This window comes from Neobacillus sp. B24 (assembly GCF_055381825.1).
Map to the genome: position 1 here is coordinate 395,044 of NZ_AP035777.1, position 21,274 is coordinate 416,317.

Below are 21,274 nucleotides of genomic sequence, written 5' to 3' on the forward strand. Positions count from 1 at the left end.
TTATTCATTCCTAACGGAATGAAGCCAACGTAACTTTTATGAGCTAATCAACTCATCTTTTTTGGAGAGTTTGATCCTGGCTCAGGACGAACGCTGGCGGCGTGCCTAATACATGCAAGTCGAGCGAATCAATAGGAGCTTGCTCCTGTTGGTTAGCGGCGGACGGGTGAGTAACACGTGGGCAACCTGCCTGTAAGACTGGGATAACACCGGGAAACCGGTGCTAATACCGGATAATTCTTATCAACACATGTTGGTAAGGTGAAAGTCGGTTTACGCTGACACTTACAGATGGGCCCGCGGCGCATTAGCTAGTTGGTGAGGTAACGGCTCACCAAGACGACGATGCGTAGCCGACCTGAGAGGGTGATCGGCCACACTGGGACTGAGACACGGCCCAGACTCCTACGGGAGGCAGCAGTAGGGAATCTTCCACAATGGACGAAAGTCTGATGGAGCAACGCCGCGTGAGCGAAGAAGGCCTTCGGGTCGTAAAGCTCTGTTGTCAGGGAAGAACAAGTATCGGAGTAACTGCCGGTACCTTGACGGTACCTGACCAGAAAGCCACGGCTAACTACGTGCCAGCAGCCGCGGTAATACGTAGGTGGCAAGCGTTGTCCGGAATTATTGGGCGTAAAGCGCGCGCAGGCGGTCCTTTAAGTCTGATGTGAAAGCCCACGGCTCAACCGTGGAGGGTCATTGGAAACTGGGGGACTTGAGTGCAGAAGAGGAAAGCGGAATTCCACGTGTAGCGGTGAAATGCGTAGAGATGTGGAGGAACACCAGTGGCGAAGGCGGCTTTCTGGTCTGTAACTGACGCTGAGGCGCGAAAGCGTGGGGAGCAAACAGGATTAGATACCCTGGTAGTCCACGCCGTAAACGATGAGTGCTAAGTGTTAGGGGGTTTCCGCCCCTTAGTGCTGCAGCTAACGCATTAAGCACTCCGCCTGGGGAGTACGGCCGCAAGGCTGAAACTCAAAGGAATTGACGGGGGCCCGCACAAGCGGTGGAGCATGTGGTTTAATTCGAAGCAACGCGAAGAACCTTACCAGGTCTTGACATCCTCTGACACTCCTAGAGATAGGACTTTCCCCTTCGGGGGACAGAGTGACAGGTGGTGCATGGTTGTCGTCAGCTCGTGTCGTGAGATGTTGGGTTAAGTCCCGCAACGAGCGCAACCCTTGATCTTAGTTGCCAGCATTTAGTTGGGCACTCTAAGGTGACTGCCGGTGACAAACCGGAGGAAGGTGGGGATGACGTCAAATCATCATGCCCCTTATGACCTGGGCTACACACGTGCTACAATGGATGGTACAAAGGGCTGCAAAACCGCGAGGTTGAGCCAATCCCATAAAACCATTCTCAGTTCGGATTGCAGGCTGCAACTCGCCTGCATGAAGCCGGAATCGCTAGTAATCGCGGATCAGCATGCCGCGGTGAATACGTTCCCGGGCCTTGTACACACCGCCCGTCACACCACGAGAGTTTGTAACACCCGAAGTCGGTGGGGTAACCGTAAGGAGCCAGCCGCCTAAGGTGGGACAGATGATTGGGGTGAAGTCGTAACAAGGTAGCCGTATCGGAAGGTGCGGCTGGATCACCTCCTTTCTAAGGAATCGTTAGTCCTTACGGACTAATAAAACGTTGATTGTTTTCTGTTTGTTTAGTTTTGAGGGAATTATTCTCTCAAAGCTTTTTTATTCGTTCTTTGAAAACTAGATAATCGTAAGAAGAAGTAACCAAGTAAAAACCGAGTGATCGCCATTTTAGTTTTTCTCTCTAATGAATGTTAGAGTAAAACCTTTTAGGTTAAGTTAGAAAGGGCGCACGGTGGATGCCTTGGCACTAGGAGCCGATGAAGGACGGGACTAACACCGATATGCTTCGGGGAGCTGTAAGTAAGCTTTGATCCGGAGATTTCCGAATGGGGGAACCCACTGCTCGTAATGGAGCAGTATCTTTACCTGAATACATAGGGTATGGAAGGCAGACCCGGGGAACTGAAACATCTAAGTACCCGGAGGAAGAGAAAGCAAACGCGATTCCCTGAGTAGCGGCGAGCGAAACGGGAACAGCCCAAACCGAAAGGCTTGCCTTTCGGGGTTGTAGGACACTCAACATGGAGTTACAAAGGAACGGGGTAAATGAAGCGGCCTGGAAAGGCCAGCCGTAGAAGGTAAAAGCCCTGTAGTTGAAACTTCGTTCCCTCCTGAGTGGATCCTGAGTACGGCCGGACACGTGAAATCCGGTCGGAAGCAGGGAGGACCATCTCCCAAGGCTAAATACTCCCTAGTGACCGATAGTGAACCAGTACCGTGAGGGAAAGGTGAAAAGCACCCCGGAAGGGGAGTGAAATAGTACCTGAAACCGTGTGCCTACAAGTAGTCAAAGCCCATTCATGGGTAATGGCGTGCCTTTTGTAGAATGAACCGGCGAGTTACGATTACATGCGAGGTTAAGTTGAAAAGACGGAGCCGCAGCGAAAGCGAGTCTGAATAGGGCGTCATAGTATGTAGTCGTAGACCCGAAACCAGGTGATCTACCCATGTCCAGGGTGAAGTCCAGGTAACACTGGATGGAGGCCCGAACCCACGCACGTTGAAAAGTGCGGGGATGAGGTGTGGGTAGCGGAGAAATTCCAATCGAACTTGGAGATAGCTGGTTCTCTCCGAAATAGCTTTAGGGCTAGCCTCACGTAGTAAGAGTCTTGGAGGTAGAGCACTGTTTGGACTAGGGGCCCTCATCGGGTTACCGAATTCAGACAAACTCCGAATGCCAATGACTTATCCGTGGGAGTCAGACTGCGAGTGATAAGATCCGTAGTCAAAAGGGAAACAGCCCAGACCACCAGCTAAGGTCCCAAAGTATACGTTAAGTGGAAAAGGATGTGGAGTTGCTTAGACAACCAGGATGTTGGCTTAGAAGCAGCCACCATTTAAAGAGTGCGTAATAGCTCACTGGTCGAGTGACTCTGCGCCGAAAATGTACCGGGGCTAAACGTATCACCGAAGCTGTGGGTGGACACCATTAGGTGTCCGCGGTAGGAGAGCGTTCTAAGGGCGTTGAAGCTAGACCGTAAGGACTGGTGGAGCGCTTAGAAGTGAGAATGCCGGTATGAGTAGCGAAAGACGGGTGAGAATCCCGTCCACCGTATGCCTAAGGTTTCCTGAGGAAGGCTCGTCCGCTCAGGGTTAGTCGGGACCTAAGCCGAGGCCGAAAGGCGTAGGCGATGGACAACAGGTTGATATTCCTGTACCACCTCTTTATCGTTTGAGTGATGGGGGGACGCAGGAGGATAGGGTAAGCGCGCTGCTGGTTATGCGCGTGTAAGCAGTTAGGCTGAGAAGCAGGAAAATCCGCTTCTCGTAAAGGCTGAGCTGTGATGCCGAGGGAAATATAGTACCGAAGTTCCTGATTCCACACTGCCAAGAAAAGCCTCTAGCGAGATAAAAGGTGCCCGTACCGCAAACCGACACAGGTAGGCGAGGAGAGAATCCTAAGGTGAGCGAGAGAACTCTCGTTAAGGAACTCGGCAAAATGACCCCGTAACTTCGGGAGAAGGGGTGCTCATTACGGTGAATAGCTGTGATGAGCCGCAGTGAATAGGCCCAGGCGACTGTTTAGCAAAAACACAGGTCTCTGCGAAGCCGCAAGGCGAAGTATAGGGGCTGACGCCTGCCCGGTGCTGGAAGGTTAAGAGGAGGGGTTAGCGTAAGCGAAGCTCTGAATCGAAGCCCCAGTAAACGGCGGCCGTAACTATAACGGTCCTAAGGTAGCGAAATTCCTTGTCGGGTAAGTTCCGACCCGCACGAAAGGCGTAACGATCTGGGCACTGTCTCAACGAGAGACTCGGTGAAATTATAGTACCTGTGAAGATGCAGGTTACCCGCGACAGGACGGAAAGACCCCGTGGAGCTTTACTGTAGCCTGATATTGAATTTTGGTACAGCTTGTACAGGATAGGTAGGAGCCTGAGAAGCCGGAGCGCCAGCTTCGGTGGAGGCGTCGGTGGGATACTACCCTGGCTGTATTGAAATTCTAACCCGCACCCCTGATCGGGGTGGGAGACAGTGTCAGGTGGGCAGTTTGACTGGGGCGGTCGCCTCCCAAAGAGTAACGGAGGCGCCCAAAGGTTCCCTCAGAATGGTTGGAAATCATTCGTAGAGTGTAAAGGCACAAGGGAGCTTGACTGCGAGACCTACAAGTCGAGCAGGGACGAAAGTCGGGCTTAGTGATCCGGTGGTTCCGCATGGAAGGGCCATCGCTCAACGGATAAAAGCTACCCCGGGGATAACAGGCTTATCTCCCCCAAGAGTCCACATCGACGGGGAGGTTTGGCACCTCGATGTCGGCTCATCGCATCCTGGGGCTGTAGTCGGTCCCAAGGGTTGGGCTGTTCGCCCATTAAAGCGGTACGCGAGCTGGGTTCAGAACGTCGTGAGACAGTTCGGTCCCTATCCGTCGTGGGCGCAGGAAATTTGAGAGGAGCTGTCCTTAGTACGAGAGGACCGGGATGGACGCACCGCTGGTGTACCAGTTGTCTTGCCAAAGGCATCGCTGGGTAGCTATGTGCGGACGGGATAAGTGCTGAAAGCATCTAAGCATGAAGCCCCCCTCAAGATGAGATTTCCCATAGCGTCAAGCTAGTAAGATCCCTGAAAGATGATCAGGTTGATAGGTCAGAGGTGGAAGCATGGTGACATGTGGAGCTGACTGATACTAATCGATCGAGGACTTAACCAAGTTATAATGATTATTCGGTTTACTGAAACTTCTTCTGCATTATCTAGTTTTGAGGGAATGAAACCTCAAAAAAATAGTCTGGCAACTATGGCGAGAAGGTCACACCCGTTCCCATACCGAACACGGAAGTTAAGCTTCTCAGCGCCGATGGTAGTTGGGGCAGGCGCCCCTGTGAGAGTAGGACGTTGCCGGGCTAGCAAAAGACAACCTGAAAAAATGGTTGTCTTTTTTGTGTTTATTTTAAAAGGGTAATTGGCTTTGAAAAATGGAGTTTCGCGGATATATTGGGATTTTCGCGGATATATTTGCTTTTTCGCGGATAAAATCAAATTAACGCGGATATATTTTGTTTTTCGCGGATATATGATGGGAAACCGCGGATATAATTTTTTCGGACTTTAATTGGTGAACAAAACACCGAATTTTCATCTTTGAAATTACGCCAATAGAGCTCATTGGAGCAGAAAACCACCAATTTTCCATCTGCAATTACTCCAATAGAGCCTATTGGAACAGTAAACCACCAATTTTCCCCCAGCAATTACGCCAATAGAGCCTATTGGAGCAGAAAACCACCAATTTTCCCCCTCCCGCTACGCCAACAGCCCTAATTGAAGCACTAAACCTTCAAAATATCCCCTTCAACTACTCCATTCCCTGTACAAATCAAAAACCTCCGCCCAATTCCACTTTTCGTAATACCAGCTTGGAATAGACAAATTTTTAATCCAAACCTTCCCTGCAAAAGGGCCACCCCCACCACTAGAAACCATAACATCAGCGTCACGACGGTCCGTCCTGATCCAAACCAAATTATCCTGTAAAACCTGCGGTGCGAAGTCTCCCTCGTTTTTGCCAGGAGCAGTTACCTGTTTCTGTTTCCCGGCAACAAGGTTAATCTCGTACAAACCAGGCAGCGGTCTTTCATCGAGACTTCCGACATCGCTTTCAACCGATCTTGAAACAAGAAGGGTATTCTTATTTTTCCAAAACAAATCCCTGTCGGTGAAACCTGCAGGTGTTAAGTTCTGAACCTGAAAAGATGGGGCATTCACTACTTTTAAATGTTTATTAAAGGTCGCTTCCCTGCCGGTTCCGCCTATATAGCCAAGCGAACCACCGCTTCTAGGAGACCACATCATCCATTCTGGATAATTTAACATCTCATCTACCCGATGAAACACTCTCCCGTCACTAGACAGCAAACAAAGCGTATTGCCATCCGCAGACAGCGAGGCAGTCGGAATCAATAAGAAACTAATCCACTTTTTGTCCTTTGACCACTTAAACTGACTCGTGCCCGCTACAATCTCATTTTCCCCAACATTAATGGTATAAAAATGTTCGGCTGAAGGTTTTTGCCGGTTACCTCTAAGGCTTATCTTTGACAAGATCACATCAGAATTAAACTGCTCACTTTTTCTAGTGCAAACCAAAAATCCTCCTAAATCAGGAAGCCAAGAAAAGTTATCAACACTATCTGCAACGAAGGCGGGCAAGAAATGAGCATTCATTTTTAACACATAAAGGTCCTTGTTAACCATAAAGCCAAGCTTGTTCTGCTTCGGTGCCCACTGGAAATTTGTATTTACATTGGATTTAATATGAAAGGCCTTGTCCAATTTCACATTATAGACCCATAAATCCCCATTGTAGACGCTTCCGCCGTTTACGTCGACAGCTTTCAAATAGGCAATCCACTCCCCATCAGAGGACCACTTCGGGTATCTAATATAGTCACCCTTAGTAAGCCGACGCTCATTTATGCCAATTTTTATCCACAAATCATCCCCCCTTATAAACGCAGCTTTATATTCATTGTCCGGTGTATCTGCATCAGCGACGGGGTGGAATGAAACAATAAGCAAAATAGATACTAGAAATTTTTTAATCATACAACCACCTCTCATTTGTGGAAAAAATTTGATTAATCTTATTTTTTGCCAAAAAGGGTATAAACATAAATAATGTGCTAAATTGTTTAGGAAGCATGATAATAGGAGGTTCCGGTATGCTGGAAAATAGTTTTATGATGGTTGCCATTATTCTCATGATCAATATTGTGTATGTATCGTTTTTTACCATAAGGATGATACTGACGTTAAAGGGGCAGCGTTATTTGGCAGCGTTCCTAAGCATGATTGAAGTAGTTATCTATGTGCTTGGCCTAGGCCTTGTGTTGAATAACCTGAATGAAATACAAAACTTGATTGCCTATGCAGTTGGCTATGGGATTGGCGTCATTGTCGGGATGAAAATTGAAGAAAAACTGGCGCTTGGCTATATAACCGTCAATGTGATTACAAAGGAATATGATAAAAATTTACCTAAACTCCTAAGGGAAAAAGGGTACGGGGTGACCGATTGGGAGGCACATGGCCTTGAAGGAAATCGGATGGCGATGCAAATCCTGACACCGCGGAAATTTGAACTTAAGCTGTATGATTTAATAAAAACCACCGATCCGAAGGCATTCATCATTGCCTATGAGGCGAAGACGATTCATGGCGGCTTTTGGGTGAAATCAGTGAAACGGGGAAAATTATTTTCATAAAAAAAGAGGCTGCCCATTGGACAGCCTCTAGAAGTAAGAAAGGATATTCCTATGAACAAAAAGAAAATGCAATTTGAGGTACAGGAAAATGAAAGTATTGACCAATGTTTAAATAGAATAAAACAAGCAGGTTACATGCCCATTCGCCGGACCGAAAAGCCGATATTCCAGGAGATAAAAAAAGGTGGAGAGACAATTTACGAGCCGGTTGGGCGCCAAATTGTATTTGAAGCAAGATTAATGGAGTAAAACACGAACATTATAGTGTTATTGAAAAATAATGTTCGATTTATTGGTTGACAGAGATAGTCTCGGTTGTTAAGATAAGTGTATCAGTTGTTAGATTTTCTTACCCTCGTATATCCATGGGAATATGGCCCATAAGTTTCTACCCAATAACCGTAAATTATTGGACTATGAGGGAAAGTCAATATGTTCGGCACATAAGGGGCAGCCCCTTAGTTTGTGTTTATGCGAATTTTCCATGCCCGGACAAATGGCTTTCTCTTTTTTGAGATGCCATTTGTCCGGGTATTTTTGTTGTCAATTTAAGATTGATAGGGGGCTTTGAAGAAATGAATCATTTAGTCGGTGTCATTATGGGCAGCAAATCGGACTGGGATACGATGAAGCATGCCTGCGATATTCTACAGCAGTTAGAAGTTCCTTTTGAAAAAAAGGTCGTATCGGCCCATCGTACGCCCGATTTCATGTTTGCTTATGCAGAAGAAGCAAGAGAAAGAGGTTTAAAGGTGATTATTGCCGGAGCGGGCGGGGCCGCACATTTGCCGGGCATGGTGGCAGCAAAAACAACTCTGCCGGTGATTGGTGTTCCTATTCAAACCAAGACATTAAATGGATTGGACTCACTGTTGTCAATTGTACAAATGCCAGGCGGCGTACCGGTGGCGACGGTGGCGATCGGCAAGGCTGGGGCAGTGAATGCAGGGCTGTTGGCGGCACAAATTCTAGCGACAGAAAATGCTGAACTTGCAGCAAAGCTGGAAGCAAGACGTGAGGCTACAAAGGCAGCGGTAATGGAAAGCAGTGATGAACTTGAATAATAAAACAATTTTACCTGGAGCAACGATTGGTATTATCGGGGGCGGACAGTTGGGCCGAATGATGGCCTTGGCAGCGAAGGCCCAAGGATTTCGGATTGCCGTACTAGAGCCAGTTTCCGACTCTCCATGCGGTCAGGCTGCGGATATTGAGGTCATTGGGGCATATGATGACCGCGATGCAATCCGTCAATTGGCAGCGGTCAGTGACGTGATCACATATGAATTTGAAAATATTGATTCTGAAACACTAAAGTGGATTTGTGAGCAGGCCTATGTACCGCAGGGCTGGGAGCTGCTGACGATCACGCAGGACCGGATTAAGGAGAAAGCAGCAATCATGCAGGGTGGTGTTGAAGTTGCACCATACGAAGAGATTTATAGCATGGAAGATTTATTTTTAAAAATAGAGACTGTCAGTTATCCGGCTGTTTTGAAAACTGCACGGGGCGGTTATGACGGGAAAGGTCAGTTGGTGATTCGTGGGCCGGAGGACTTGGCGAAAGGTAAACCGCTGCTGGCACATGGAGCTTGTGTCCTGGAAAAATGGGTTCCGTTTGAAAAGGAAATTTCGGTGATTGTAACGCGGAAACCAGATGGAGAAACGTCAATTTTTCCAGTCGGAGAAAATGTGCATGTAGAAAATATTTTGCATCAGACGATTGTCCCGGCACGAATTTCTGGTGAGACTGAAGAGTTGGCGATTCAAAAAGCGAAACAGATAGCCGATTATCTCGGTTTGGTCGGGACACTTGCCGTAGAGATGTTCGTAACGGAAGATGGCGGGATCTATATCAATGAATTGGCACCGCGGCCGCATAATTCCGGGCACTACAGTATTGAAGCCTGTGAGACTTCGCAATTCGAGCAGCATATTCGGGCAATTTGCAATTGGCCGCTTACGAGCACAGCGCTTTTAAAACCAGCGGTTATGGTCAACCTATTAGGAGAGCATCTTGAAAAATTGTATACTGAAATTCCGGTGCTGCAAGACTGGAAGATTCATTTATACGGAAAAAAGGAACCAAAGCTGAAACGAAAAATGGGCCATGTCACACTTTTGCGAGACAATGTGGAGGATGCCCTGCTTGAGGTTGAGTCCAGCAGCATTTGGTACAGAGCTACTGAAAAGATCGGAGGATAAATCATGATTGATCGTTACACAAGACCGGAAATGGGCGCGATTTGGACGGAGGAGAACCGCTTCAAAGCTTGGCTTGAGGTAGAAATTTTGGCATGTGAAGCATGGGCTGAGTTAGGGGAGATTCCGAAAGAGGATGTGCGGAAACTACGCGAAAATGCTTCATTTAATATTGACCGCATTAAAGAAATTGAAGAAGAAACAAGACATGATGTTGTTGCCTTTACCCGTGCCGTTTCTGAAACACTGGGAGAAGAGCGGAAATGGGTTCATTACGGGTTAACTTCTACAGATGTCGTTGATACGGCGTTGTCGTATGTTCTTAAACAAGCCAACGCTATTCTATTGAAGGACCTTGAGAACTTTATTTCGATTTTAAAAGCGAAAGCCCAGGAACACAAATACACCGTTATGATGGGGCGGACGCACGGCGTACATGCCGAGCCAACAACCTTTGGTTTGAAGCTGGCGCTTTGGTATGAAGAAATGAAGCGTAATCTCGAGCGGTTTAAGCAGGCATCTCATGGGGTTGAGTTTGGGAAAATCTCTGGGGCTGTTGGAACGTATGCCAATATCGACCCGTTTGTGGAGCAATATGTGTGTGAACAGCTTGGACTAGAGCGTGCGCCGATTTCGACGCAAACGCTGCAGCGCGACCGTCATGCCCATTACATGTCTGTCATTGCTCTGATTGCAACTTCGATTGAAAAATTTGCCGTAGAAGTCCGCGGTCTGCAAAAAAGCGAGACTCGTGAAGTGGAAGAGTTTTTTGCAAAAGGTCAAAAAGGATCTTCAGCGATGCCGCATAAGCGCAACCCGATTGGCTCTGAGAATATGACGGGGATGGCGCGGGTGATTCGCGGCTACATGATGACAGCCTATGAGAATGTGCCGCTTTGGCATGAGCGCGATATTTCGCATTCTTCCGCTGAACGGATAATTCTGCCGGATGCGACAATTGCGTTGAATTATATGTTGAATCGCTTTGGTAACATCATTAAAAACCTGACAGTGTATCCAGAAAATATGAAGCGCAACATGGACCTCACACTTGGCTTAATTTATTCACAGCGCGTGCTGTTGGCGTTGATCGATAAGGGCCTGTCCCGCGAGGAGGCTTATGATACCGTACAGCCAAAGGCGATGGAGGCGTGGGAAAGACAAGTTCCGTTTAGGGGACTAGTTGAAGCGGAGGAGAAAATTACCTCTTTGCTGTCGATCGAAGAAATCGCCGATTGCTTTGATTACAGCTACCACCTCCAGCATGTCGATACCATTTTTGACCGGCTGGGGTTGAATGGGTAGGATCATTATTTAACCAATTTAAATATGGGGCTTTCCAGTACGAGAAGGCCCCTCCCTTATAAAGAAGATTGCCAATATTGAAAAATAAGGAGTGTCTCACGATGAAAGAAATGCTTTACGAAGGAAAAGCGAAGCGCATCTATGCAACAGATGACCCGCAAGTTGTCCTCATTCAGTATAAAGACTCTGCCACTGCCTTCAACGGGCAAAAAAAAGCTGATATAACCGGTAAAGGCCGTCTCAATAACGAGATTACCAGTCTCCTATTTTTAAAGTTAAAAGAGCAAGGAATACACTCGCATTTTATCCGCAAGATTTCGGACATCGAGCAGTTAGTCAAAAAAGTCACCATCATCCCACTTGAGGTCGTTGTCCGCAACACGGCGGCAGGCTCCTTGTCCAAACGACTTGGAATCGAGGAAGGACGCAAACTCACAGCACCACTAGTTGAGTTCTACCTGAAAAATGACGATCTTGGTGACCCGCTCCTCACCAAAAGCCACATCCTTGAATTAAACCTGGCAACATCTGAAGAAATCCATATTTTACGAGAAAAAGCATTACAAATTAACGAAGTGTTAACAAGCTTTTTCCATGGACTTGGCATCAATCTCATCGACTTCAAGCTTGAATTTGGCAAAGACGATAAGGGACAAGTCATACTCGCAGATGAAATTTCTCCTGACACGTGCCGTTTATGGGACCAGAAAACGAACGAAAAGCTCGATAAAGACGTATTCCGCCGTGATTTGGGCAGTTTAACAGCAGCCTATGAAACTATTTTACAAAGACTTGGAGGGCATCAGCATGTATAAAGTAAAGGTATTTGTCACATTGAGAACTAGCGTTTTGGATCCGCAAGGAAAGGCAGTCACTCAATCGCTCCATTCATTAAATTATCCGGAGGTTGCTGACGTCCGCATCGGTAAATACATGGAATTAACGATTGAAAAATCAGAACGAGACATCGACGAGGTTATCAACGAAATTTGCAGCAAGCTGCTCGCCAATCCAGTTATCGAAGACTACCGATACGAAGTAGAGGAGAGTGTCGTCCAGTGAGATTTGCGGTCATTGTTTTTCCGGGATCCAACTGTGATGTCGATATGTACCATGGCATAAAAGATGAACTTGGCGAAGAGGTTGAATACGTTTGGCATGATACCGAGAGCCTTGACCAATACGACGGGATTTTGCTCCCTGGCGGTTTTTCCTATGGAGACTATCTCCGCACAGGAGCAATTGCCCGTTTCAGCAATGTAATGAAGGAAGTCATCAAAGCGGCGAACGAAGGAAAACCTGTTCTCGGAGTCTGCAACGGATTTCAGATTCTCCTTGAGGCTGGCCTGCTTCCAGGTGCGATGAGACGAAACGAAAGCCTTTCATTTATCTGTAAGCCTGTGGAGTTAAAGGTAGAAAATACCGATACCATGTTCACAGGTGAATACAAAAAAGGTCAAACGATTACGATTCCTATTGCCCATGGTGAAGGAAACTACTATTGCGACGAAGCAATGCTAAACAGGTTAAAGGCCAATAACCAAATTGTCTTCACCTATCAACAAAATCCAAACGGCAGCCTTGAAGATATTGCCGGAATCATTAATGAAAAAGGCAACGTCCTTGGGATGATGCCGCACCCTGAGCGTGCCGTTGATGCGCTTTTAGGCAGCGCTGACGGGTTAAAACTTTTTCAATCAATCGTGAAAGCTTGGAGGGAATCACATGTTGTTAACGCTTGAACCAAGTCCCGAACAGATCAAAACAGAAAAACTATATCAGCAAATGGGATTGTCCGACGATGAATTTACGATGGTGGAAGGCATTCTCGGCCGTACCCCGAATTATACTGAAACCGGGTTATTCTCAGTCATGTGGTCGGAGCATTGCAGCTATAAAACCTCAAAGCCGGTTCTAAAAAGATTTCCTACAAAAGGCGAAAAAGTACTTCAAGGCCCTGGCGAAGGCGCCGGAATCGTCGACATCGGTGACGGCCAGGCAGTTGTGTTTAAAATTGAAAGCCATAACCACCCATCCGCAATTGAACCATATCAAGGAGCCGCAACTGGCGTCGGCGGGATAATCCGCGATGTTTTCTCGATGGGTGCCCGTCCGATTGCCCTATTAAACTCGCTCCGCTTTGGCGAACTAGACTCGCCGCGCGTTAAATATCTGTTTAAAGAAGTCGTGGCCGGAATCGCCGGCTACGGTAACTGTATCGGAATTCCAACCGTTGGCGGTGAGGTGCAATTTGAATCCTCCTACGATGGCAACCCGCTTGTTAATGCGATGTGTGTCGGACTCATCGACCATAAGGATATTAAGAAAGGCCTGGCGCATGGTGCCGGCAATACGGTTATGTATGTTGGTGCAAAGACTGGCCGTGACGGGATTCATGGTGCTACCTTTGCCTCCGTCGAATTAACCGAGGAGTCGGATAAAGACCGCCCAGCTGTTCAGGTCGGCGATCCGTTTATGGAAAAACTTCTGCTCGAAGCCTGCCTTGAGTTAATCCATTGTGATGCGCTTGTCGGCATTCAGGATATGGGCGCCGCCGGGCTGACGAGCTCATCTGCGGAAATGGCCAGCAAAGCCGGCATGGGGATCGAAATGAATTTGGACCTTGTACCGCAGCGTGAAACCGGCATGACACCGTACGAAATGATGCTGTCTGAGTCACAGGAGCGGATGCTGATTGTCGTCAAGAAAGGACGAGAGCAGGAAATCGTCGAGCTTTTTGAAAAATATGATTTGGAAGCCGTGGCGATTGGTACGGTAACGGATGACAAAAAACTTCGCCTGGTTCACCACGGAGAAGTGGTTGCAGACGTACCGGTTGACTCCTTGGCCGAGGATGCACCTGTATATAATAAACCGTCGAATGAGCCTGCTTACTTTGCAGAGTTCCAAGCAATGGAACAGGAAATCCCACAAGTTGAAGACCTAAAAGAAACACTATTAAACCTATTAAGCCAGCCAACCATTGCCAGCAAAGAATGGGTCTATCAGCAGTACGACTACGCTGTCCGCACCAATACGGTTGTGGCGCCTGGCTCGGATGCCTCCGTAGTCCGAATCCGCGGCACCCGCAAAGCGTTGGCCATGACAACCGATTGTAATTCCCGCTACGTTTACTTAGATCCTGAAACAGGCGGAAAGATCGCTGTTGCTGAGGCTGCTCGCAACATTATTTGCTCCGGAGCGGAACCTTTGGCGATTACCGATAACCTCAACTTTGGAAATCCGGATAAGCCGGAAGTATTTTGGCAGATTGAAAAAGCAGCCGACGGGATCAGCGAAGCCTGCACCGTTCTTGAAACTCCAGTTATCGGAGGCAACGTCTCTTTATATAACGAAACAAGCGGCACAGCCATTTACCCGACACCGGTCATCGGTATGGTAGGGCTTGTAACCGATTTAGACCATATCACCACCCAGCATTTCAAACAGAGTGGAGACCTGATTTATCTCGTTGGCGAAACTAGCCCTGAGTTCGGCGGCAGTGAGCTGCAAAAACTTATCCACGGGCAAATTTTTGGGAAAGCACCTGAATTAAACATCGAGGTCGAAAAGGAACGCCAAAACCAGGTTCTGGCTGCGATTCGCGCCGGAGTGGTTCAGTCTGCCCATGACCTGTCAGAAGGCGGTTTGGCGGTAGCGTTGGCAGAGTCCTTATTTGCCGAAACTCAGCTTGGAGCGGAAGTAACGATCACCGGAAATCCGGTCTCCAGCCTGTTCAGCGAAACGCAATCCCGTTTCCTTCTATCTGTTAAAAAAGAAAATCAAGCAGTGTTCGAAAGTTTAGTAGACGCCCAATTAATTGGCACCGTAACCGATACAGGAACATTAAGTGTATTATCACAAACAACAGAGCCAGTATTAGAGTCATATGTAGAGGAATTAAAAGCTGCCTGGAAAGGGGCGATCCCATGCTTGCTGAAATCAAAGGCTTAAACGAAGAGTGCGGAATATTTGGCGTTTGGGGACATGAGGATGCGGCCCAGCTGACATATTACGGGCTGCATGCCCTGCAGCACCGCGGCCAAGAGGGGACTGGCATCGTCGTCTCTGATGGAGCCGCCCTTAAAGGTGTAAAAGGTGAAGGGCTGGTAACGGAAATCTTTACTGCAGAACGAATGGCGGAACTAACTGGCACTTCGTCCATCGGTCATGTCCGCTATGCGACAGCCGGCGGGGGCGGCTATGAAAATGTTCAGCCGCTCCTGTTTCACTCGCAAACTGGCAGTCTCGCACTTGCTCATAACGGCAATTTGGTCAACGCCAATTCCCTGAAGCATCAGCTTGAGACGCAGGGAAGCATTTTTCAAACAAGCTCGGACTCGGAAGTGCTCGCCCATTTAATCAGAAGAAGCGGCTTCCCAAATTTGAACGATAAGGTGAAAAATGCCCTGTCTATGCTGAAGGGTGCCTATGCTTATTTGCTCCTAACGGAAAAGGAATTAATGGTTGCCCTCGACCCTCATGGCTTACGGCCGCTGTCGCTTGGCTGTCTTGGCGATGCCTATGTCGTGGCCTCGGAAACTTGCGCATTTGATGTCATTGGAGCGGAATACATCCGCGATATCCAGCCGGGCGAGCTGTTAATTATTGATGATAACGGGCTAAGATCCGAGATGTTTGCGGTCAACTCAACCAAGGCGATGTGCATGATGGAGTACGTTTATTTTTCAAGACCGGACAGTAACATCCAAGGTGTCAACGTTCATACTGCTCGTAAAAACATGGGCAAGAAATTGGCCCTTGAGGCTCCCATCGACGCAGATGTCGTAACCGGGGTTCCAGATTCCAGTATTTCAGCGGCCATTGGCTATGCCGAGGAATCAGGAATTCCATATGAAATGGGATTAATCAAAAACAAATATGTCGGACGTACATTTATCCAGCCGTCGCAGTCGCTCCGCGAGCAAGGGGTAAAAATGAAGCTGTCGGCAGTCCGCGGTGTCGTGGAAGGCAAACGGGTCATCATGGTCGACGATTCAATTGTCCGCGGAACGACAAGTAGAAGAATCGTCAAAATGTTAAAGGAAGCCGGTGCGACAGAGGTTCATGTCGTGATCAGCTCCCCGCCGATTAAGAATCCTTGTTTTTACGGGATTGATACATCCTCAAAGGAAGAATTGATTGCTTCCGACAAATCGGTGGAGGAAATCAGAGGGCTGATTGGTGCCGATTCGCTGACGTTCTTAAGTCTAGAGGGCATGGTGGCATCGCTTGGCCAGAATAACGGCTTTTGCCTAGGCTGCTTTAGCGGCAACTATCCGACAGAAATTTATCCAGATACACTTCAATACTATTACCAAAAGGGGTGACGGCAATGGCGAATGCATACAAACAAGCAGGTGTTGATATCGAAGCAGGCTATGAAGCGGTATCACGAATGAAAAAGCATGTCCAAAAAACAGCCAGGGCCGGCGTTCTTGGCACACTTGGCGGTTTTGGCGGGATGTTCGACCTATCACTATTGAATTTGAAGGAACCTGTTTTGGTGTCAGGCACCGATGGGGTTGGGACGAAGATTAAGCTGGCGTTTATGATGGACCAGCACGATACAATCGGCATCGATGCCGTGGCGATGTGCGTGAACGATATTGTTGTGCAAGGGGCTGAGCCGTTGTACTTCCTTGACTATATTGCCTGCGGCAAAGCGCTGCCTGAAAAAATAGAGGCAATCGTCAAAGGGGTAGCCGATGGCTGTGAACAGGCGGGCTGTGCCCTTATTGGCGGAGAAACGGCGGAAATGCCCGGGCTTTATCGGGAAAACGAGTACGATCTTGCTGGGTTTGCCGTTGGCGCATGTGAAAAACAAGGTATTATCACAGGCGAAAGTATTAAGACCGGTGATGTTTTGATTGGCTTAGCCTCCAGCGGCATCCACAGTAACGGCTATTCATTGGTCAGAAAAGTATTTAATAACTGGTCCTTGATTGAATATGTCGATGCGCTTGGCTGCACCTTGGGTGAAGAATTGCTGAAGCCGACAAAAATTTATGTAAAGCCAATTTTATCGGCCCTGAAGAAATACAACCTCAAGGGAATGGCCCATATTACCGGCGGCGGGTTTATTGAGAATATCCCAAGAATGCTGCCGGAAGGGCTCGGAGCGGAGCTGCATGAAAAAAGCTGGCAAATTCCAAATATCTTTAAGCTGATTTCCGAGGTTGGACAAATCGACTATTCCGAGATGTATAATATTTTTAATATGGGTATTGGCATGGTCATTGCTGTAAATAAGGAAGAGGCTGCCGAGGTGCTCGCGTATTTCAACGCTCATGGTGAATCTGCCTATGAAATCGGTGTAGTAAACGAAAAGCCTGGCATTGAGATCAACGGAAGAGGTGGCCGTCGATGAAAAATATCGCGATTTTTGCCTCAGGAAGCGGAAGCAACTTTCAGGCAATCGTCGATGCGGTCCAGGCGAAACAGCTTTCGGCCCATATTTCACTGCTTGTCTGCGACAATCCGGGGGCTTTTGTCATTGAACGGGCAAGGGAAGCGGAAATTCCGTTGTTCGTGTTTAACACTAAAGACTACCAAAGCAAGGCCGATTATGAAGCAGAAATTGCCTTACTGTTGAAAAACAAAAACGTTGATTTGGTCGTCTTAGCCGGCTATATGCGGCTGATCGGTCCGACACTGCTAAGTGAGTACCAAGGTCGAATCGTCAACATCCATCCGTCGTTATTGCCAGATTTTCCTGGTAAGGATGCAATTGGCCAGGCGCTGGAAGCTAAGGTGAAATGGAGCGGCGTGACTATTCATTATGTGGATGAAGGTATGGACACTGGTCCGGTTATTGTTCGCGAACAAGTAAAAATTGATGACAATGAAACGCGGGAAAGTCTGCAATGGAAGATTCAAACTGTCGAACACAAGCTATACCCAGCGATTCTGCAAATGCTGTTGACAAAGGGAGATGTATTACAAAATGAAGAAACGCGCGCTTATTAGTGTATCGGACAAAAACGGAGTTAGCGAATTTGCCAGAGAGCTCGTCAACCTTGGCTTTGAGATTGTCTCTACCGGCGGAACGAAAAAGATGCTTCAGGAGCAAGGGGTTCCTGTTCTCGGTGTCAGTGATGTGACCGGATTTCCAGAAATACTGGAAGGCCGAGTTAAGACGTTAAATCCATTTATTCACGGCGGGTTATTGGCAAAGCATGAGGAAGCCGATCACCAAAGACAGCTGGAGGAGCACGGAATACAACCGATTCAAGTTGTTTGCGTAAATCTCTATCCGTTCCAGCAAACGATTGAAAAACCGGATGTAACAGTACAAGATGCGATTGAAAACATCGATATCGGCGGCCCGGCGATGCTGCGTGCTTCTGCGAAAAACCATCAATCTGTCACCGCGGTTGTTGACCCAGCGGACTATCAAACAGTTTTGACTGAGTTAAAGGCTGACGGAAAAACCACGCTTGAAACAAGGCGAAAGCTTGCGGCCAAGGTGTTCCGCCATACTGCTGCCTATGATGCGTTAATTGCTGAATACATGACCAACTTGGCACAGGAAGACCATCCGGAAAAATTAACGGTTACATTTGAACTGAAACAACACCTGCGCTATGGCGAGAATCCACATCAGCAGGCTGCTTTTTATAAAAAACCGCTTGGGTCAAATTTCTCGATTGCCTATGCACAACAGTTACACGGAAAAGAATTATCCTACAATAACATTAACGATGCCGATGCAGCCTTGCAAATCGTGAAGGAATTCAAAGATCCGGCAGCCGTTGCCGTGAAGCATATGAATCCTTGTGGTGTTGGTACGGGGAAAAATGTATTTGAAGCATTTGAAAAGGCCTTTGCCGCTGACCCAGTTTCAATTTTTGGCGGAATCATTGCCCTTAACCGTGAGGTCGACGAAAAAACAGCTCACAAGCTTCATGAAATTTTTCTGGAGATTATCATTGCGCCTTCGTTCTCGGAAGAAGCGCTGGCTATTTTAACAGCGAAAAAGAATCTCCGTTTATTAACGATTCCATTCCAGCAAGGAAGTAAACCAGAACGGAAAATGACGACAATCGAAGGCGGCTTGCTTGTTCAAGATCAGGACCGCTATGGCTTGGATGATGCCAACGTCACCATTCCAACGAAAAGACAGCCGACAGAAGCCGAGTGGGCGGCGTTAAAGTTGGGCTGGAAGGTTGTTAAACATGTGAAATCAAATGCCATTGTCGTAACAAGCGAAGATATGACCCTCGGTATTGGCGCAGGGCAGATGAATCGTGTCGGTGCCGCGGAAATTGCCTTGAAACAAGCAGGTCAAAAAGCCGAAGGTGCGGCACTTGCATCGGATGCCTTTTTCCCAATGGACGATACGGTGGAAGCAGCGGCAAAAGCAGGGATTACTGCTATTATTCAGCCTGGCGGCTCGATTCGCGATGCTGATTCGATTAAGAAAGCTGATGAATACGGAATTACCATGGTATTTACCGGAGTAAGACACTTTAAACATTAATCGGGGGTGCGCAGCTGAAATGGAAATGAAGGTGTTAGTAATTGGCCGCGGCGGCAGAGAGCATGCCATTTGTCGTAAGATTAGTGAAAGCTCGTTAGTGGAAAAAGTGTTTGTCGCACCGGGCAATGTCGGCATGACCGATTATGCACAACTTGTCTCTATTAATGAGTCGGAACAGGAGCGCTTGCTCCAGTTTGCACTCCAAGAGGGGACCGGTTTAACAATCATCGGGCCTGAGGTTCCTCTTCTTGAAGGGCTTGCTGATAAGTTTGCAGAAGCCGGTTTAAAGGTATTCGGTCCGCAAAAAACGGCAGCTGAAATCGAAGGCAGCAAGTCATTTGCCAAAGAAATCATGCAAAAATATGGTATTCCGACTGCTGATTACGCAGTGTTTACTTCTTATGAAGAAGCGCGCCAATATGTCGAAGAAAAGGGTGCGCCAATTGTTATTAAGGCGGATGGCTTGGCCGCCGGTAAAGGCGTCACGGTTGCAATGACAACGGAGGAAGCTTTAGAAAGCTTAGAAGATATGCTGGTAAAAGAAAAATTTGGTACCGCGTCTTCTACAGTGGTGATTGAAGAATTTTTAAGCGGGGAAGAGTTTTCGTTGATGGCATTTGTTAATGGCAAAACTGTTGTCCCGTTGGAAATTGCACAGGATCATAAGCGGGCCTTTGACGGCGACCAAGGTCCAAATACCGGCGGAATGGGCGCTTATTCCCCGGTGCCGCAAATTAGTGCCGAAACGGTACAAACTGCCATTGATTCAATTCTTGTACCTGCAGCTAAGGCATTGGTTCAGGAAGGCCGAAGCTTTTGTGGCGTGTTATATGCCGGGTTGATTAATAGTCCGGACGGTCCAAAGGTAATTGAATTTAATGCGCGGTTTGGTGACCCGGAAACGCAGGTCATTTTACCAAGGCTGAAATCAGACCTTGTTGAAGTTATTTTGGAACTGTTGGACGGCGGTGCTCCAGTGCTTGAGTGGGATTCACAATCAATGGTTGGGGTTGTTGTCGCTTCAAATGGGTATCCGGAAGTATATGAAAAGGGTGCGGTATTACAAGGATTGTCTCAACTGGCGCAGCATGCTTATGTATTTCATGCCGGTACAGCCCAAAACACCGCTGGTGAATATGTCACAGCGGGCGGCAGGGTGCTGCTTGTCGGGGCGAAAGGTGACAGCTTGCATGAAGCGCAGGAAAAAGTCTATAACGAGCTTGAAAAATTAACGTGCGACGGTGTTTTTTATCGGAAAGATATCGGGGCGAAGGCGATTGCACCTGTCTTATAGAGCAGTTTTTACCTTGCGCGTCCTTTTCGGCGCAAAAACGCATAAATAAGTGCAACGATGCTGCCAATTAGGATGACAATCACAAACGAAGTATGAGTAAACCATTCTCCAAGCATTACAATCAGCTTCCTTTCGAGGGCTGCCTGGTGACGGGCAGCCCTTTGTATTATCAAATCGTGATTAATTCTACGCAATCGATGCGGAATTCTACACAAAACTAAGTTAATTCTACGTAAATTGAATGGAATTCTACGTACAATGAAAGGAATTCTACGTATAACTCCGATAATTCTACGTAAATCCGGAATAATTCTACAAACTACCGAAAATGCTAGCGGACAGCCGCCATCATCAGGTCGGATTATACGGCAGCGCATCCCCCATCGTACCATCCATTTCATCCAACGAATCAGCAGCTCCATTAGCAACGACTGAGCCGCCAGATCCAGACCCATCGCCAGCCATAGCCATATCCTGATACTTCTCAAACATTGCCGTCATCGGGCAGTAGCGGACAATTCCCTCCGCCACCTTCATCGCGGCACAAAGTGCAACAAACAGGTAAGAATCCCGCCATGGCTGCTTTACCAGCTTTGCGGTGCACCATGACAACAGGGTCAGTCCAATTGTGATGCGTATCAAGGCGTTTAAAATTCCAATATTAGGTGTAACTCTCAATTTGTTCACTCCTTCA

At 47.6% G+C, this 21,274-nt stretch carries 17 protein-coding genes, 3 rRNA genes and 1 riboswitch; of the genes, 17 read left to right on the top strand and 3 right to left on the bottom strand.

Features of this window, described 5'->3' with window-relative positions; genetic code table 11:
- Positions 1-58: 58 nt before the first annotated feature.
- The 3 genes from ACZ43M_RS02030 (at position 59) to rrf (ending at position 4,937) form a co-directional block, all read left to right on the top strand.
- Positions 59-1,608: ribosomal RNA gene (locus tag ACZ43M_RS02030) — 16S ribosomal RNA — on the top strand.
- 199 nt (positions 1,609-1,807) lie between these two features.
- Positions 1,808-4,743 (top strand): 23S ribosomal RNA (locus ACZ43M_RS02035).
- Between the two features lie 77 nt (positions 4,744-4,820).
- Positions 4,821-4,937 (top strand): 5S ribosomal RNA (gene rrf / locus ACZ43M_RS02040).
- The 16S, 23S and 5S rRNA genes sit together here, the layout of an rRNA operon.
- 447 nt (positions 4,938-5,384) lie before the next feature.
- On the opposite strand, the gene ACZ43M_RS02045 is transcribed toward rrf, so the two are convergent.
- Entirely contained in the window at positions 5,385-6,638 is a 1,254-nt protein-coding gene (locus tag ACZ43M_RS02045) for a TolB-like translocation protein (protein ID WP_464505826.1), read from the bottom strand.
- A 116-nt stretch (positions 6,639-6,754) separates the two neighbouring features.
- Here ACZ43M_RS02045 and ACZ43M_RS02050 point away from each other — a divergent pair, with 116 nt between their 5' ends.
- The 14 genes from ACZ43M_RS02050 to purD all read left to right on the top strand — a co-directional run bounded on the left by ACZ43M_RS02050 (position 6,755) and on the right by purD (position 20,580).
- Positions 6,755-7,297, top strand: coding sequence for a DUF2179 domain-containing protein (locus ACZ43M_RS02050; RefSeq protein WP_464505828.1), 543 nt, complete (start codon positions 6,755-6,757; stop codon positions 7,295-7,297).
- A 51-nt stretch (positions 7,298-7,348) separates the two neighbouring features.
- Positions 7,349-7,546, top strand: coding sequence for an NETI motif-containing protein (locus ACZ43M_RS02055; protein WP_464505830.1), 198 nt, complete (start codon positions 7,349-7,351; stop codon positions 7,544-7,546).
- Positions 7,547-7,632: 86 nt separating this feature from the next.
- A riboswitch (purine riboswitch) is annotated at positions 7,633-7,734 on the top strand.
- A 138-nt stretch (positions 7,735-7,872) separates the two neighbouring features.
- On the top strand, positions 7,873-8,361 hold the full coding sequence (gene purE, locus ACZ43M_RS02060) for a 5-(carboxyamino)imidazole ribonucleotide mutase (RefSeq protein WP_464505832.1): 489 nt from the start codon (positions 7,873-7,875) through the stop codon (positions 8,359-8,361).
- Positions 8,348-9,502, top strand: coding sequence for a 5-(carboxyamino)imidazole ribonucleotide synthase (purK, locus tag ACZ43M_RS02065; RefSeq protein ID WP_464505834.1), 1,155 nt, complete (start codon positions 8,348-8,350; stop codon positions 9,500-9,502). Before purE ends, purK begins: the two co-directional genes overlap by 14 nt.
- A 3-nt stretch (positions 9,503-9,505) precedes the next feature.
- On the top strand, positions 9,506-10,804 hold the full coding sequence (purB, locus tag ACZ43M_RS02070) for an adenylosuccinate lyase (protein ID WP_464505835.1): 1,299 nt from the start codon (positions 9,506-9,508) through the stop codon (positions 10,802-10,804).
- Between the two features lie 101 nt (positions 10,805-10,905).
- On the top strand, positions 10,906-11,619 hold the full coding sequence (gene purC, locus ACZ43M_RS02075) for a phosphoribosylaminoimidazolesuccinocarboxamide synthase (RefSeq protein ID WP_464505837.1): 714 nt from the start codon (positions 10,906-10,908) through the stop codon (positions 11,617-11,619).
- Positions 11,612-11,866 carry a phosphoribosylformylglycinamidine synthase subunit PurS gene (gene purS / locus ACZ43M_RS02080; RefSeq protein ID WP_464505838.1) on the top strand — a complete coding sequence of 85 codons (255 nt, stop codon included), beginning with the start codon at positions 11,612-11,614 and terminating at the stop codon, positions 11,864-11,866. Before purC ends, purS begins: the two co-directional genes overlap by 8 nt.
- Positions 11,863-12,546, top strand: a complete 684-nt coding sequence (gene purQ, locus ACZ43M_RS02085) for a phosphoribosylformylglycinamidine synthase subunit PurQ (protein ID WP_464505839.1) — start codon at positions 11,863-11,865, stop codon at positions 12,544-12,546. Before purS ends, purQ begins: the two co-directional genes overlap by 4 nt.
- Positions 12,530-14,758, top strand: coding sequence for a phosphoribosylformylglycinamidine synthase subunit PurL (purL, locus tag ACZ43M_RS02090; RefSeq protein WP_464505840.1), 2,229 nt, complete (start codon positions 12,530-12,532; stop codon positions 14,756-14,758). Before purQ ends, purL begins: the two co-directional genes overlap by 17 nt.
- Positions 14,734-16,134 carry an amidophosphoribosyltransferase gene (gene purF / locus ACZ43M_RS02095; protein WP_464505841.1) on the top strand — a complete coding sequence of 467 codons (1,401 nt, stop codon included), beginning with the start codon at positions 14,734-14,736 and terminating at the stop codon, positions 16,132-16,134. The genes purL and purF overlap by 25 nt, the downstream gene beginning before the upstream one ends.
- 5 nt (positions 16,135-16,139) lie before the next feature.
- The gene (purM, locus tag ACZ43M_RS02100; RefSeq protein WP_464505842.1) at positions 16,140-17,174 is read left to right on the top strand and encodes a phosphoribosylformylglycinamidine cyclo-ligase; all 1,035 of its coding nucleotides are present in this window, start codon (positions 16,140-16,142) and stop codon (positions 17,172-17,174) included.
- The gene (gene purN, locus ACZ43M_RS02105) at positions 17,171-17,773 is read left to right on the top strand and encodes a phosphoribosylglycinamide formyltransferase (RefSeq protein ID WP_464505843.1); all 603 of its coding nucleotides are present in this window, start codon (positions 17,171-17,173) and stop codon (positions 17,771-17,773) included. The genes purM and purN overlap by 4 nt, the downstream gene beginning before the upstream one ends.
- Entirely contained in the window at positions 17,751-19,286 is a 1,536-nt protein-coding gene (purH, locus tag ACZ43M_RS02110) for a bifunctional phosphoribosylaminoimidazolecarboxamide formyltransferase/IMP cyclohydrolase (RefSeq protein ID WP_464505844.1), read from the top strand. The genes purN and purH overlap by 23 nt, the downstream gene beginning before the upstream one ends.
- Before the next feature lie 25 nt (positions 19,287-19,311).
- Complete coding sequence (purD, locus tag ACZ43M_RS02115) at positions 19,312-20,580, top strand: phosphoribosylamine--glycine ligase (RefSeq protein WP_464507921.1); 1,269 nt, start codon at positions 19,312-19,314, stop codon at positions 20,578-20,580.
- Positions 20,581-20,588: 8 nt separating this feature from the next.
- Here purD and ACZ43M_RS02120 read toward each other — a convergent pair whose 3' ends face one another.
- On the bottom strand, positions 20,589-20,696 hold the full coding sequence (locus ACZ43M_RS02120; protein WP_464505845.1) for an EYxxD motif small membrane protein: 108 nt from the start codon (positions 20,694-20,696) through the stop codon (positions 20,589-20,591).
- Between the two features lie 235 nt (positions 20,697-20,931).
- Positions 20,932-21,258, bottom strand: a complete 327-nt coding sequence (locus ACZ43M_RS02125; RefSeq protein WP_464505846.1) for a YgaP family membrane protein — start codon at positions 21,256-21,258, stop codon at positions 20,932-20,934.
- Positions 21,259-21,274 lie beyond the last annotated feature (16 nt).

Excerpts from the sequence above, each read along its gene's own strand:
- ACZ43M_RS02120 (WP_464505845.1), bottom strand. The coding sequence starts at position 20,696 with ATGCTTGGAGAATGGTTTACTCATACTTCGTTTGTGATTGTCATCCTA.
- purN (WP_464505843.1), top strand. The coding sequence starts at position 17,171 with ATGAAAAATATCGCGATTTTTGCCTCAGGAAGCGGAAGCAACTTTCAG.
- purH (WP_464505844.1), top strand. The coding sequence starts at position 17,751 with ATGAAGAAACGCGCGCTTATTAGTGTATCGGACAAAAACGGAGTTAGC.
- purK (WP_464505834.1), top strand. The coding sequence starts at position 8,348 with ATGAACTTGAATAATAAAACAATTTTACCTGGAGCAACGATTGGTATT.
- ACZ43M_RS02050 (WP_464505828.1), top strand. The coding sequence starts at position 6,755 with ATGCTGGAAAATAGTTTTATGATGGTTGCCATTATTCTCATGATCAAT.
- purM (WP_464505842.1), top strand. The coding sequence starts at position 16,140 with ATGGCGAATGCATACAAACAAGCAGGTGTTGATATCGAAGCAGGCTAT.
- purE (WP_464505832.1), top strand. The coding sequence starts at position 7,873 with ATGAATCATTTAGTCGGTGTCATTATGGGCAGCAAATCGGACTGGGAT.
- purL (WP_464505840.1), top strand. The coding sequence starts at position 12,530 with ATGTTGTTAACGCTTGAACCAAGTCCCGAACAGATCAAAACAGAAAAA.
- purF (WP_464505841.1), top strand. The coding sequence starts at position 14,734 with ATGCTTGCTGAAATCAAAGGCTTAAACGAAGAGTGCGGAATATTTGGC.
- purD (WP_464507921.1), top strand. The coding sequence starts at position 19,312 with ATGAAGGTGTTAGTAATTGGCCGCGGCGGCAGAGAGCATGCCATTTGT.
- ACZ43M_RS02055 (WP_464505830.1), top strand. The coding sequence starts at position 7,349 with ATGAACAAAAAGAAAATGCAATTTGAGGTACAGGAAAATGAAAGTATT.
- purC (WP_464505837.1), top strand. The coding sequence starts at position 10,906 with ATGAAAGAAATGCTTTACGAAGGAAAAGCGAAGCGCATCTATGCAACA.
- purB (WP_464505835.1), top strand. The coding sequence starts at position 9,506 with ATGATTGATCGTTACACAAGACCGGAAATGGGCGCGATTTGGACGGAG.
- purS (WP_464505838.1), top strand. The coding sequence starts at position 11,612 with ATGTATAAAGTAAAGGTATTTGTCACATTGAGAACTAGCGTTTTGGAT.
- ACZ43M_RS02045 (WP_464505826.1), bottom strand. The coding sequence starts at position 6,638 with ATGATTAAAAAATTTCTAGTATCTATTTTGCTTATTGTTTCATTCCAC.